Source organism: Anaeromusa sp. (assembly GCF_028691475.1).
Lineage (GTDB): Bacteria > Bacillota > Negativicutes > Anaeromusales > Anaeromusaceae > Anaeromusa.
Map to the genome: position 1 here is coordinate 1 of NZ_JAQUZF010000071.1, position 13679 is coordinate 13679.

The window sequence follows — 13679 nt, forward strand, 5'->3', positions numbered from 1 at the left end:
AACGTTAAAAGGATTTTTTTAGTTTGTGTTGAATAGGGAATAGGTAGTTCTGAAAGCGAGGTGAACATACTTGTCAGAAGAAACTCTGCAGATGCTCTTTAGCTATGCACCGATTATTTTAGTGGGTCTGGTTTTCTATTTTATGCTGTATCGACCTCAGAAGAAGCAAGAAAAGACCCGTCACGAAATGCTGGACAACCTGAAAAAAGGTGACAGAGTCGTTACGATCGGTGGCGCTTATGGAACCATTACTGCCATTACTAAGGACAAAGTGACGTTGAAAGTAGCGGAAAAGGTAGAGATCGAATTTGCGCGTACTTCCATCGCCAGCAAACCCAACGGCAGCACCGGCAATGGCGAAAAAAATTAACATTGTTGAAGCAAAGCAGGCGGCGAGACGTCATTTCGCCGCCTTGCGCCGTTCTCTAAGCACGTTGGTAAAACAGAATAGTAGTACTGCAATCTGCCAACAAATTTTAAGCAGCTCGCCTTGGTCTCAGGCGGAAAAAATATTGTTTTACTGGCCTCTTGCTGGCGAGGCGGATATTCGGCCGTTGTTGCAGCAAGCGCAAACGCAAGGGAAACAGGCTTATTTGCCGTTGCTTGATGTGCTGCAGCCAGGCTTGATGGAAGCCGCGGCCTATGCTGGTGAAGCGTGCTTGCAACAAGGGGAACATGGCATTTGGCAGCCCCAGAATACGAGCGTTCTAGCGCCGGAAGGGCTGGATCTCATTTTAATTCCCGCCTTGGCGTTTGATATTGATGGCTATCGTTTAGGATTTGGCGGAGGATACTATGACCGCTATCTAGGACGTACGCGAGCAAGCCGTTTAGGAGTCTGCTGGGAATGCTGTATTTCATTCGATTTGCTGCCCAGGGAAAAGCATGATGAACCTGTGCATTACATAGCAACAGAAGAGCGATGTAGTATAGTAAAAAAAATTGTATAACAAGGAGGAAGGACTAGTGAGGTGGTCTTATTTTGGCAAGTTTTTGGCCATCATTGCCGCTATATTGCTGGTGGCTGGAGTATATACGCTGCCGCTGGCGTTATCTATTAAACAAGGCCTTGATTTGCAAGGCGGTACCCATGTGGTCATGGAGGCAGTAGATACGCCGGAAGCTAAGGTGGATGACGATTCCGTGCAGCGAGTCGTCAAGATTATTGAACGCCGCGTTAATGAGTTGGGACTTACAGAGCCCATCATTCAACGGCAGGGAGAACGACGCATTATCGTTGAACTTCCAGGCGTTAAAGATCCCGAGAAAGCCATCGAAATGCTGGGAAAAACAGCGTTGCTTGAGTTTCAAGATGAAGCGGGCAATACGGTGTTGAGCGGCATGGATCTTAAGGATGCAAAAGAGCAAATCGACCAAGGAAAACGGAATTTAGTAGCCTTGGAATTTTCCGACGAAGGCGGAAAAAAGTTTGCGGATTTGACGCGAAAAAACATTGGCAAAAAAATCAGCATTCTTTTGGATAAACAGGTGCTGACAAGTCCGGTGGTAGAAGAAGTAATTCCTAACGGCAAAGCCGTTATTACCGGCCAACGCAGCATTGAAGAAGCGCGAAATTTGGCCATTTTATTACGTTCCGGCTCGCTGCCTGTCAAGGTGGAAGTGCTGGAAACTAGGACGGTTGGTCCGACCTTGGGTGAAGATTCCAAGCAAAAAAGTCAATTTGCCTTTACGGTCGGCGTAGGCGCGGTAGTCCTCTTTATGGGCCTTTTCTATCGTATTCCCGGCATGGTGGCCAATGTAGCTTTGATACTATATGTATTAATGCTCTTATTGGCCCTTAAGATGCTGAATGCAACTTTAACCTTGCCAGGTATTGCCGGCATTATCTTGTCTGTTGGTATGGCGGTTGATGCGAACGTGTTGATTTTCGAGCGTTTTAAAGAAGAATACCGCAGCGGCAAGTCTCTGCGCGCCGCCATGGATGCTGGTTATAGCCGGGCGTTCATGACCATCTTAGACTCGCATATGACTACGTTGATTGTTTCAGTTATTTTATTCTTTACTGGTACCGGTCTTTTGAAAGGCTTTGCCATTACCCTTGGTCTGGGGATTATCCTCAGCTTATTTACAGCAACTGTGGTAGCTCACTATATGCTGAAGCTGCTCTTTAAGAGCAAACCCTTTCAAAACCACAAAATGTTTGGCGCATAGGAGGTGACGAAAAAATGAAGTTCGATATTATCGGCAAGCGCTATTTTTGGTTTGCCTTGTCTATTTTAATTATGGTTCCCGGCCTGCTTTCCATTGCCGTGCAAGGCTTTAATCTGGGAATTGATTTTACTGGCGGTACGCTGTTGGACTTGAAATTTGCTCGTCCCGTCACAGTCGCCGAAGTCCGGGATGTCATGAAAGACGTGCATATGGAAGGCAGCACCATTCAGCTTGTGGCGAACGAGCAGGTTGATGCCGCACCGAATGTTTTTATTCGCACCGGCGTGCTGACCGAAGAGCAGCGTCGTGACATTATGGCGGATATGACTGCTAAGCTAGGACACTATGACCTCCTGCGCGTAGAAAAAGTTGGACCGACCATTGGTGCAGAACTTACTAAAAATGCGGTTTGGGCCTTGCTTTTGTCGTGGGCGACGATTATTGCGTATATTACCTACCGTTTTGAATTTAAGTTTGCTATTTCCGGCATTTTAGCCTTGGTGCATGACGTAATAGTCGTATTAGGTATATTCTCAATCTTTCAGATTGAAATTGACAGCGCTTTTGTGGCGGCATTGCTGACCATTGTCGGCTTTTCTATTAATGACACCATTGTTATTTTTGACCGTATCCGGGAAAATCTGAAAAACCATCGTAAAGCTGAAAATATTCACGAATTGGTGAATCGCAGCATTTGGCAAACGATGACTCGTTCTATTTATACGGTCTTAACCGTACTATTCGTTACCTTGGCTTTGTATCTTTTTGGCGGAGACACGACCAAGAATTTCTCCTTGGCTATGTTGATCGGCTTTGCCAGCGGTGCGTATTCTTCTATCTTTTTTGCCAGCCCTCTTTGGGTTACCTTTAAAGATCACGAAGGTAATAAACGCAAGTCTGTAAAAGCTTCCTGATAGCGTAGCGTACTAGGACTGCATACCAATAAAGTTGGTATGCAGCCCTTTTTTCATGTAATCCCTTTCTTTTTCTCATTTGGAGAAAGGTATTCTCAATTCAAGAGAGAATATTACTATCAATCAGCACAATTTGGTTGCTGTATTTTCTTTAATCAGGTGATAGATGTTGAAAAAATACTGGCAGGTTGCTTCTGCCGAACGAAAACAAGTTGAAATGCTGGCAGCTGCTTTAGGGTTAGATATGCTTCTAGCCAGGTTGCTGGTATTGCGCGGTATAAATACGGTAGAGGCGGCTCGAGAATTTTTATTTGGCGCGATAGAATCCAGTCATGATCCTTTGCTAATGAAGGAAATGGATCTAGCAATGGACCGGACTTTGCAGGCGATTGCCAACCGAGAGCGGATTGTCGTTTATGGGGACTATGATGTGGACGGGGTGACGGCGACGACTCTTTTAACAAGAGTTTTTCGTCAACTCGGAGCGTTGACAGAGACGTATATTCCAGACCGCCAGGAAGAAGGCTACGGCGTTCATTTGGATGCGTTGCGCAAGTTGCGGCAAGATGGTTGTTCGTTAGTTATTACGGTAGATTGCGGAATATCCGCGGTAAAGGAAGCTGAAGCGGAAAACATTCCTCATTTAATCATAACTGATCATCATGAGCCAGGAACAACCTTGCCGAAGGCAGTAGCTGTTTTAAATCCGAAGCGATCCGATTGTTCCTATCCGGATAAAAACCTGGCCGGCGTAGGGGTGGCGTTTAAATTGGCGCAGGCTTTATGGAAAAAGCTGCAGCCAGCAGTAGCGCTTCCAGGCTACTGCTACGAATTGGCTGCGGTTGGCTCTGTGGCGGATATGGTTCCCCTCCAGGGGGAAACGCGTCTTTTGGTGAGGGAAGGACTGAAGCGACTAGTAAAGCCGGAATGTCGCGGTTTAGAGGCGCTTATACAGATCAGCGGCGGAAAAACACCTGTTTCCGCTGGGAACATCGCTTTTTCGCTGGCGCCGCGTCTGAACGCCGCCGGCAGAATGTCGGCAGCTCAAAGCAGTCTGCAACTGTTGCTTACTGAAAAAAAAGAAGAAGCGGCAGCTTTGGCGCAGGAACTAGACGAAGAAAATAAACAGCGCCAAGAGACGGAGCGTTGTATCGTGGAAGCCGCTCTTTGGCAATGCGAAGAGGCTTCACTGGCCTCGCAGAAGGTACTTCTTGTAGCAGGCGAAAACTGGCATCCCGGTGTCATCGGCATTGTTGCGTCTAGACTGGTAGAGCGCTACTATCGTCCCACGATCGTGCTCAGTTTGAGCGAAGATGGCTGGGCTAAAGGCTCTTGCCGGAGTATCCCGGGCTTTGATATGCACCAGGCCTTGCAGGCTTGCGGTCATTTGCTGGAACGTTTTGGCGGACACAAACAGGCGGCAGGCTTGACGATGCGGGCTGAAAAGGTGACTGCCTTGCAAGAGGCCATGAATCAACAGGCGGAGCAGATGCTGCAACAAGAGGATTATGTACCAAAGGTGTCTGTGGATGCTGTCGTTTCCTTAGATATGGTGAACGAGGCTTTATTAGAGAAGCTGGAGTTGTTGGAACCCTACGGGATTGGCAATCCGCGCCCCCGACTGCTGTTGCAAAATCTTCACTTGCAGGGAGAAGCGCGGCGTTTGGGAAAAGAAAAAGAACATTTGAAACTAACGGTCCGGCAAAATGAATTTACCTGTCCGGTTTTGGCTTGGCGCCAAGGGGAAAAAGCAAGCTATTTACCGCAAGATACCTTGTTGGACGTGGTGGCGACACCGGAAGGAAATATCTGGCGGGATGAGCTGCAGGTTCAGCTTGTAGCCGAGGATTTTGCTCCTTCTCCGCAATGGGAAAACAAAAGTAGAATATTAGATTATCTAGCGCCGGATATGGCCGGGTTGCGTCAACTTTATGCGGCTATGCGTTATTGTTTAGAGAGTTCTCATTGTCAGGAAGGACTGACGGCGGAGCAACTGCGGCGTCAGCTGCAACTGCAATGCCGGCTGCCGCTAGCTTCGTCGGCCTTAGCGCAGGCGCTAGACGTTTTTTCGGAAGTCTGCCTGATTTCTTACGCTGGAGACACGTCTCCCATATCCTTGCTCCCGGCGCCTGAGAAACGTCTGGATATTACCAATACGCAAGGATATGAACAAGGTTGCCTGTTGCGCCAAAAAGTGCTGGATAAATGGCTGCAGCGCGTAGAAATACAAGGATTGTCACAAACATGGATTTGACGAGGTGCACATATGCTCAACGGACCAGAGCTTCGTATTGAAGATATCATACAAAAAATTAAAACCTACCAACCAGATGCCGTGAGCGAACAGGTGCAGGAGGCGTATGAGTTTGCTAAGGAAGCTCATGCAGGGCAAACCCGCGTTTCCGGCGAGGAATATATTATTCATCCTTTAGGGGTCGCCAATATTTTGGCGGACCTGCAGATTGATGCGGTGACGATCATTGCTGCGCTGCTTCATGACGTGGTGGAAGATACGACATACTCCTTGGAAGACGTGGAAAAACGTTACGGCAAGGAAGTGGCGATGCTTGTTGACGGCGTTACTAAATTGAGCCGAATCGAGTATAAATCTAAAGAAGAACAGCAGTTAGAAAACTATCGCAAAATGTTTTTAGCCATGGCGAAGGATTTGCGGGTGGTTTTAATCAAATTGGCGGACCGTCTGCATAATATGCGTACGCTGAAATATATGAACGAAAGCAAACAGAAGCGAATCGCCCAGGAAACATTGGAAATCTTCGCGCCTTTGGCGCATCGCTTAGGTATTTCCAATGTAAAATGGGAGCTGGAAGATTTGGCTTTCCGTTATTTGGAACCAGAGCAATATTATAGTTTAGTGGAAAACGTCAAACAAAAGCGACGCGAACGGGAACGGTTGATTAATGATGCGATCGCCATGTTGCAGGAACGATTGGCGCTTGTTGATATTGCAGCTGAAATCCAGGGACGGCCAAAACATTTCTATAGCATTTACCGTAAAATGCAAAAAGACAATAAAGAATTAAGCCAGATTTATGATTTGCTGGCTATTCGCATTTTAGTGGACAATGTGAAAGATTGTTACGGTGCGCTGGGCGTGGTGCATACCCTTTGGAAACCGCTGCCAGGCCGCTTTAAAGATTATATTGCCATGCCTAAGTCCAATATGTATCAGTCGCTTCATACTACCATTATCGGTACGGAAGGACAGCCGTTGGAAATACAAATTCGGACGAAAGATATGCACCGTATTTCTGAATACGGTGTGGCGGCTCACTGGCGATATAAAGAAGGCGGCCGCGGACCGGGCAAGGAATTTGATCAAAAGCTTTCCTGGGTTCGGCAGCTTTTAGAATGGCATCAGGATTTACGGGATCCAAGAGAGTTTTTAGAAACCGTAAAGATGGACGTTTTTGCTGATGAGGTGTTTGTATTTACGCCTCGAGGCGATGTCTTAGACCTGCCTACTGGCTCAGTTCCTATTGATTTTGCCTACCGCGTGCATACCGATGTGGGCCACCGCTGCGTCGGCGCAAGGGTCAACGGCAAGATGGTGCCATTGGAGTACAAGCTTTCTAACGGGGACATTGTAGAAATCATCACGGCTAAGCAAGGAAACGGTCCTAGCCGCGATTGGCTTAATATTGTCGGTTCTTCGGAAACGCGCAACAAAATACGCAGTTGGTTTAAAAAGGAAAAACGCGAAGAAAATATTATTAAAGGCAAGGAACAACTGGAGAAGGAAGTTAAAAAATTTGGTTACGAATGGAAGGAAATTGTAAAAAGCGATCGCCTCCAGGAAGTGGCTAAAAAATTTAATCTTACCGGAGGCGATGAAGACCTTTTTGCCGCTCTTGGTTATGGAGGCTTGACGGCGCACGCCGTACTGACCAAGCTCTTGGAAATATATAAAAGGGATACGAAAAAAGCAGTTCCTCAAGATATTACAGAGCTGTTAAACGAAATCAAACCCAAAGTAGTAAAATCGAAAGTGAGCCAGGGAATTCTTGTAGGCGGCGAGGGCGGTTATATGGTGCGCCTGGCGCGCTGTTGCAACCCGGTTCCCGGCGATGCGATTGTCGGTTATATTACGCGGGGCCGTGGCATTACCGTCCATCATGCGGAATGCAATAATGTTCTTAGCAATCGTGAAGAATATGAGCGCATGATTTCCGTCAGCTGGGATATTGGACAAGGACAGACCTATAAGGTCATGGTAGAAGTATCTTGCGCTGACCGGCCAGGGCTTTTGTCAGAATTGATGATAATTCTTTCGGAAAGCAAAACCAACGCCAGTTCGGTCAACGCCAGGGCGCACAAAGACAAAACCGCTACGGTGACGTTTATTTTAGATATTACCAACACAAATCAGTTGGAAAGTATCATGACGAAACTGCGCCGGGCCAAAGACGTATACAGCGTCTATCGGGTCAAGCAAAGCAAGGGAGGAATTGTATGAGAGCCGTTGTACAGCGTACAAAATCTTCCAGCGTGACCGTGGACGGACGCTTGGTGGGATCCATCGGTCCTGGCTTGACGGTGCTCTTAGGGGTAGGCGATGGAGATACGCCTAAAGATGCTGTGTATTTGGCCGATAAAATTGTTGGTTTGCGAATTTTTCATGATGAGACGGGGAAAATGAATTGCTCCCTTAAAGACGTTGGCGGTTCTTTATTGGTTGTTTCCCAATTTACCTTGTACGGAGACTGCCGCAAAGGACGGCGTCCTGGGTTTGACCAGGCCGCGCCGCCGGGGGAAGCAAAAGCTCTTTATGAATATTTTTTGTCTCTTTGTCGAGAAAAGGAGCTGACGGTGGCCGCCGGGGAGTTTCAGGCGGAGATGCTTGTGGCTTTGGAAAACGACGGACCGGTTACTATCTTGCTGGATAGCCGAAAATTATTTTAAGATACATGGGTAAGGAGAACCAAGGAATGGAAATTATTCAACTGCCAGTAGGGCCTTTGGGTACGAACTGTTATATTGTGATTAGCAAGGAAGAGCATGTGGCGATGGTCATTGATCCTGGCGGCAACGGCGGTGATATTTTGCGCATCCTGCGCGAAAAAAACGCTGTCTTAACCTATATTGTCAATACCCACGGCCATGCAGACCATATTGCGGCTAATGGTATTTTAGCGGAAGCTACCGGCGCATCTGTGCTGATTCACGAAGCAGATGCTGCAATGTTGACAAGTCCGCACCGAAATCTTTCGACCTTTATTGGTGATGCGGTTATTTTAAAACCAGCCGACTCGTTTCTTAAAGCAGGGGACGTATTGACGCTGGGAGCGCTTTCTTTTACCATTTTAGAAACGCCGGGTCATACGCCAGGCGGCCTCAGTCTTTACGGCGAAGGCGTTTTGTTCAGCGGGGACACGCTTTTTGCAGAATCCGTAGGCCGAACTGATTTTCCCGGCGGTTCCCATCAACAATTGCTGGCAAGCATTCAAGAACAGCTTTTTGCGTTGCCGGGAGAAACCAAAGTATTACCAGGCCACGGGCCCAGCACGACTATCGGCTGGGAAAAAGAGCATAACCCGTTTATTTTTTAGGCAAACAGCCGAAAGGGTGTGGAGTTTATGCAACTTGATATGACAGATGTGCGGAAAACTTTTCGCGAACGGCAGTTTAAGCTGACGCCGCAAAGACAAATTATTTTGCAAGCCTTTCTAAATCATCAAGATGAACATCTTTGCGCGGAAGACGTCCATCAAATCGTGCGCCGCGAAGCGCCAGAGATCGGTTTGGCTACTGTTTATCGTACGCTGGATCTGCTGAGCGAACTGGATCTGCTGCAGAAAATGGACTTTGGCGATGGCCGCAGCCGCTATGAAATCAATGGGCCGGACACCGGACATCATCACCATCACTTGATCTGTGTTTCCTGCGGCAAAGTAAAGGAATTTGAAGACGATCTTCTGGATTCTTTAGAAGCGGTCATTTCAGAACGCAGCAAGTTTCAAATTGTTGACCATCAGGTCAAGTTTTACGGTTATTGTCAGGAGTGCCAGAAAAAGAATGAGGCTTGATGGATATATTCGTACAACAGCAGACCAAGGAGATGACCGCGCCGTACAGGATGTAATGAGCCTGTACGGTATTCCTCTTGTTAAGGAAACTACTGCCAACACCTTGGTCGTAGGCAGCGAGCTGTTGCCGGATCGGGTGGTTACGTCCCTTGCCTGGCAAGGAAAAACGTGGCAAGAGACGCATGAAATCGTCTTTTTTCATGCGCAAGATCAGGCTGCGCCTGGGCGGGTGGTGCGGCGCAATCTGGCTTTATTGCTGGAGCAGGCCGTACATCTTCCTCGCAGTTCGTGGGGGATACTGCGAGGCGTTCGGCCGGGGAAAATAGTCCGGCGTCTCTTCGATGAAGGATATACCAAGGCGGATATTGCAGCGGCTTTCGAGCAAGAATACTTGGCAGCGCCGGAAAAAGCGGCTCTGCTGCTGGAAATAGCCCTGCGGCAGCGAAATATTCTACCGCCGGAAACACCCCGCTCTGTTGGGGTATATGTGGGGATTCCTTTTTGTCCCAGCCGCTGCTTATACTGTTCGTTTCCTTCATTTGTATTACCGCCCCAAGAGAAGCTGCAGATTTTTATGCAAGCCCTTAAGGCGGATATTGTGAGCGCCGGCCATCTTTTGCGTCAGCAGCGCTTGCAGATGGAGACCCTCTATATCGGCGGCGGTACGCCGACAAGTCTGCCAGCCAAGGAACTAGAGCAGCTTCTTTCTTGGATCCAGGAGTACTTGGGCAGGCCGAAGCTAGGGGAGTGGACGGTGGAAGCAGGACGCCCGGACAGTCTGAATGCAGAGAAGATTGCCGTGCTCAAAGGCTTTCCAATTTCGCGTTTGAGCTTAAATCCGCAATCAATGCAGGAAAAAACGCTGCAAAGGATTGGACGGAAGCATAGTGTACAGGATATAATAGAAATGTTCGCCTCTTTGCGGCAAAACGGTTTTAGCAATATAAACATGGATATTATTCTGGGTTTGCCTGGTGAAACGCCAGCTGATGTGCAGCATACGCTGCGGGAAATCGCTAAGCTTTCCCCAGAAAGCCTGACGGTTCATACATTGGCTCTTAAGCGGGGCTCCGCGTTGGCGGAAAAGCTGCTTTTGCAGGAAGAAGTACCGTTGCCTGACGCCGCTGCGGTGGCGGAGATGATTGAAGCCTCGCAAAATGGCGCTAGAGCGATGGGGATGACGCCATACTATCTTTATCGCCAAAAGCAGATGGCAGGCCAGTTTGAAAATATCGGCTACGCCAAAGAGGGACGCGAATGCGCTTATAACATTCGCGTTATTGAAGAACGCCAGAGCATCTTGGGAATTGGCCCTCATGCAACAAGTAAAATTGTTGAACCAGACGGTTATCGACTGCATAATTGTTATCATGCCAAGCAGGTAGACTGCTACATACGCGATATCGATCGCTACATTGCAAACCGTGAAGACGCATTTAGGCGTTTTGCGGGAAGGGAGTGACCAATTTGCTGACAAGCGCACCTCGAGGTACTAAAGACATTTTGCCTGCAGCCAGCGCGCAATGGCAAAAGCTAGAGAAAACCATCCGCCAGCTGTGCAGCCGTTTTGGCTACCAGGAAATTCGCACACCTGTTTTCGAACATACAGAGCTGTTCATTCGGGGCATTGGCGAGACCACCGATGTGGTGGAAAAAGAAATGTATACCTTTACCGACCGCGGCGAACGCAGCCTGACTTTGCGTCCGGAAAATACGGCTTCCGTCGTACGGGCGTATCTGGAAAACAAATTGTATGGTGAAGCTGAGCAGCCCACCAAACTGTTTTACATGGGTCCTATGTTTCGCTATGACCGTCCGCAAGCAGGCCGTTATCGCCAATTTCATCAATTTGGCGTAGAAGTCCTCGGCGCAGCAGCGCCAACGGTGGACGCAGAAGCTATTGCTTTAGCTATCCAGCTTTTCCAAGGACTGGGACTTACAGAACTCACTTTATTCATTAATTCCGTGGGCTGCCCGACATGCCGGCCTGCTTATCGGGAGCAACTGCAGAACTATTTGCGGCCGCAGTTGGATTCACTGTGCCCGGACTGCAAAAGCCGCTTTGACCGCAATCCGATGCGCATTCTGGACTGCAAAAGCGAAGCTTGCCGCCAGGCCAGCCAAGGAGCGCCGCAGATGCTGGATTGCCTCTGCGAAGAATGCCATGACCATTTTACCGGTCTAAAAGCGTTGCTGGATGCTGCTGAGATTCCGTACAGTATCAACACCAATCTGGTGCGCGGCCTGGATTATTACACCAAAACCGCTTTTGAAATTCAGTACGCTCCTTTGGGCGCGCAAAGCGCCGTCTGCGGCGGCGGCCGCTATGACGGACTTGTAGCCCAATGCGGCGGTCCGGATACTCCTGGTATCGGCTTTGCTGTCGGCTTGGAACGTTTGCTGCTGGCGTTGGAAAAGCAGGAACTGCTTCCAGCTGCAACTCGCTGCAGTGACGTGTTTATCGCTCCCTTGGGGAAAGAACAGACGCCGATGGCCTTTGCGCTGCTGCTGCAGCTGCGTAAAGAAGGTCTGACTGCGGACATGGATTTTCTGGGACGCAGCTTGAAGGCGCAGCTTAAACAGGCTAATCGCCAAAAGGCGCGCTTTGCGCTGCTGCTGGGCGAGGAAGAACAGGCCAATCAGCAAGTGCTGTTGAAGGATTTGGAAACCAGCGAACAAAGCTTGGTAAATGCCCAGGAGGCAATTAACGCCATAAAAGAAGAGATGGGGGAATAGCAAGATGTTAGATACAATGACAGGCTGGGTGCGCACACACAGCTGTAACGATTTACGGGCAGATCACCAGGGCCAGGAGGTTATTCTTTGCGGCTGGGCCGCTAGACGCCGCGATCACGGCGGCTTGATCTTCGTGGATCTTCGGGATCGCTCCGGCATGGTTCAGCTGGTTTTTGCTCCGGAAGTGGGCGAAGAGGCTTTTCGCAAAGCGGAAACCGTGCGTTCCGAGTTCGTTTTAGCGATAAAAGGCGAAGTGCGCAGCCGCGACGCTGCTACGGTAAATTCCAACATGGACACCGGCGCTGTTGAAGTATTCTGCCGGGAATTGCGCATTCTCAATGCCGCTAAAACGCCGCCGTTCTACATCCAAGATGATGTGGACGTTGATGAAATGGTGCGTTTGAAATATCGTTATTTGGATCTGCGTCGGCCGGAAATGCAGCGTAACCTAATGTTGCGTCATCGCGTGACCAAAGCCATGCGCGACTTTTTTGACAATCAGGGCTTTTGCGAAGTGGAAACGCCCATGTTGACGAAAAGCTCTCCTGAAGGCGCGCGTGACTATCTTGTGCCTAGCCGCGTGAATCCAGGTCGATTCTATGCGTTGCCGCAGTCTCCGCAGTTGTTCAAACAGCTGCTGATGGTAGCCGGCATGGAGAAGTACTTCCAGATCGTACGCTGCTTCCGCGATGAAGATTTGCGCGCTGATCGTCAGCCGGAATTTACTCAGTTGGACGTTGAGATGTCCTTTATTGATAGAGAACAAATTCTGTCGATGATGGAGCGTTTGGTAGCCCATCTTTTCGAAGAAGCCCTGGGTGAAACCATTGCTACTCCTATGCTGCGCATGACCTATGACGAGGCGATGAGCCGTTACGGTTCGGACAAGCCGGATTTGCGCTTTGAGATGGAACTTATTGATGTGTCCGAGGTTATCCGCGGTTCGAACTTCAAAGTGTTCGAAAGCGTGCTGCAAAACGGCGGACAGGTCAAAGCGATTAACGTCAAAGGCTATGCAGGCATTCCGCGGCGCGAACTGGACGGCTTGGTGGACTTTGTGGCTCCCTACGGCGCCAAAGGTCTGGCTTGGATGTGTTTCCAAGCAGACGGCATCAAATCGCCGATCGCCAAATTCTTCAGCGAAGACATGCTGGCTGAATTGGCTAAAGCTGCCGGCGCCGTCGAAGGCGATTTGCTGCTGATGGTAGCGGATAAACCCTCTGTTGTAGCCAATGCCTTGGGACATTTGCGTTTGGAAATGGCGAAACGTCTTAACTTGATTGACGAAAACAAGTTGTGCTTCTTGTGGGTAGTTGACTTTCCGATGTTCGAGTACGATGAAGAAGAAAAACGCTGGGTGGCGATGCATCACCCCTTCACCTCGCCTCGGGACGAAGATATGGAATTCTTGGAAAGCGATCCAGGACGCATCTATGCGAAAGCCTACGACATGGTGCTCAACGGCACGGAAATCGGCGGCGGCAGCATCCGTATTTACCAACGTCCGATTCAGGAAAAGGTATTTAAAGCCATTGGCTTGACGCCGGAAGAAGCATATAGCAAATTCGGCTATCTCTTAGACGCTTTTGAGTACGGTACTCCGCCCCATGGCGGCATTGCATTTGGTTTGGACCGTCTGGTAATGCTTATGGCGAAACGTCCTTCCATCCGCGACGTTATTGCTTTCCCCAAAACGCAAAGCGCCAGCTGCGCTATGACGCAAGCGCCCAGTGACGTGTCTGAACGTCAGCTGCGGGAATTGCATATTAAGTCGACCGTTATTGCTAAAAGCTAAGGTTTCTTTTCTTTC

The 13679-nt window shown here is 49.0% G+C and carries 12 protein-coding genes; all 12 read left to right on the plus strand.

What is annotated here, in order from left to right; translation table 11 throughout:
- Window positions 1–91: 91 nt before the first annotated feature.
- The 12 genes from yajC to aspS all read left to right on the plus strand — a co-directional run bounded on the left by yajC (window position 92) and on the right by aspS (window position 13664).
- A complete protein-coding gene (gene yajC / locus PHF27_RS09725) occupies window positions 92–370 on the plus strand; it encodes a preprotein translocase subunit YajC (protein WP_037350905.1) in 279 nt (92 codons plus the stop codon).
- The gene (locus PHF27_RS09730) at window positions 354–950 is read left to right on the plus strand and encodes a 5-formyltetrahydrofolate cyclo-ligase (protein WP_300069166.1); all 597 of its coding nucleotides are present in this window, start codon (window positions 354–356) and stop codon (window positions 948–950) included. The genes yajC and PHF27_RS09730 overlap by 17 nt, the downstream gene beginning before the upstream one ends.
- Before the next feature lie 16 nt (window positions 951–966).
- Window positions 967–2172, plus strand: a complete 1206-nt coding sequence (gene secD, locus PHF27_RS09735) for a protein translocase subunit SecD (RefSeq protein ID WP_018703137.1) — start codon at window positions 967–969, stop codon at window positions 2170–2172.
- A 14-nt stretch (window positions 2173–2186) separates the two neighbouring features.
- Window positions 2187–3086, plus strand: coding sequence for a protein translocase subunit SecF (gene secF, locus PHF27_RS09740; protein WP_018703138.1), 900 nt, complete (start codon window positions 2187–2189; stop codon window positions 3084–3086).
- 166 nt (window positions 3087–3252) lie between these two features.
- Window positions 3253–5340, plus strand: coding sequence for a single-stranded-DNA-specific exonuclease RecJ (gene recJ, locus PHF27_RS09745; protein WP_300069171.1), 2088 nt, complete (start codon window positions 3253–3255; stop codon window positions 5338–5340).
- 12 nt (window positions 5341–5352) lie between these two features.
- Complete coding sequence (locus PHF27_RS09750) at window positions 5353–7563, plus strand: bifunctional (p)ppGpp synthetase/guanosine-3',5'-bis(diphosphate) 3'-pyrophosphohydrolase (RefSeq protein ID WP_300069174.1); 2211 nt, start codon at window positions 5353–5355, stop codon at window positions 7561–7563.
- Complete coding sequence (dtd, locus tag PHF27_RS09755) at window positions 7560–8009, plus strand: D-aminoacyl-tRNA deacylase (RefSeq protein ID WP_300069177.1); 450 nt, start codon at window positions 7560–7562, stop codon at window positions 8007–8009. The genes PHF27_RS09750 and dtd overlap by 4 nt, the downstream gene beginning before the upstream one ends.
- A gap of 26 nt (window positions 8010–8035) precedes the next feature.
- On the plus strand, window positions 8036–8656 hold the full coding sequence (locus tag PHF27_RS09760) for an MBL fold metallo-hydrolase (RefSeq protein ID WP_300069181.1): 621 nt from the start codon (window positions 8036–8038) through the stop codon (window positions 8654–8656).
- A gap of 27 nt (window positions 8657–8683) precedes the next feature.
- Complete coding sequence (locus tag PHF27_RS09765; RefSeq protein ID WP_300069184.1) at window positions 8684–9133, plus strand: Fur family transcriptional regulator; 450 nt, start codon at window positions 8684–8686, stop codon at window positions 9131–9133.
- The gene (gene hemZ / locus PHF27_RS09770; RefSeq protein WP_300069186.1) at window positions 9123–10595 is read left to right on the plus strand and encodes a coproporphyrinogen dehydrogenase HemZ; all 1473 of its coding nucleotides are present in this window, start codon (window positions 9123–9125) and stop codon (window positions 10593–10595) included. The genes PHF27_RS09765 and hemZ overlap by 11 nt, the downstream gene beginning before the upstream one ends.
- A 5-nt stretch (window positions 10596–10600) precedes the next feature.
- Window positions 10601–11869, plus strand: coding sequence for a histidine--tRNA ligase (gene hisS / locus PHF27_RS09775; RefSeq protein WP_300069189.1), 1269 nt, complete (start codon window positions 10601–10603; stop codon window positions 11867–11869).
- 4 nt (window positions 11870–11873) lie between these two features.
- Entirely contained in the window at window positions 11874–13664 is a 1791-nt protein-coding gene (aspS, locus tag PHF27_RS09780) for an aspartate--tRNA ligase (protein ID WP_300069192.1), read from the plus strand.
- Window positions 13665–13679: the final 15 nt, after the last annotated feature.

Excerpts from the sequence above, each read along its gene's own strand:
- hemZ (WP_300069186.1), top strand. The coding sequence starts at position 9,123 with ATGAGGCTTGATGGATATATTCGTACAACAGCAGACCAAGGAGATGAC.
- PHF27_RS09730 (WP_300069166.1), top strand. The coding sequence starts at position 354 with ATGGCGAAAAAAATTAACATTGTTGAAGCAAAGCAGGCGGCGAGACGT.
- PHF27_RS09765 (WP_300069184.1), top strand. The coding sequence starts at position 8,684 with ATGCAACTTGATATGACAGATGTGCGGAAAACTTTTCGCGAACGGCAG.
- dtd (WP_300069177.1), top strand. The coding sequence starts at position 7,560 with ATGAGAGCCGTTGTACAGCGTACAAAATCTTCCAGCGTGACCGTGGAC.
- PHF27_RS09750 (WP_300069174.1), top strand. The coding sequence starts at position 5,353 with ATGCTCAACGGACCAGAGCTTCGTATTGAAGATATCATACAAAAAATT.
- recJ (WP_300069171.1), top strand. The coding sequence starts at position 3,253 with ATGTTGAAAAAATACTGGCAGGTTGCTTCTGCCGAACGAAAACAAGTT.
- PHF27_RS09760 (WP_300069181.1), top strand. The coding sequence starts at position 8,036 with ATGGAAATTATTCAACTGCCAGTAGGGCCTTTGGGTACGAACTGTTAT.
- secF (WP_018703138.1), top strand. The coding sequence starts at position 2,187 with ATGAAGTTCGATATTATCGGCAAGCGCTATTTTTGGTTTGCCTTGTCT.
- yajC (WP_037350905.1), top strand. The coding sequence starts at position 92 with ATGCTCTTTAGCTATGCACCGATTATTTTAGTGGGTCTGGTTTTCTAT.
- aspS (WP_300069192.1), top strand. The coding sequence starts at position 11,874 with ATGTTAGATACAATGACAGGCTGGGTGCGCACACACAGCTGTAACGAT.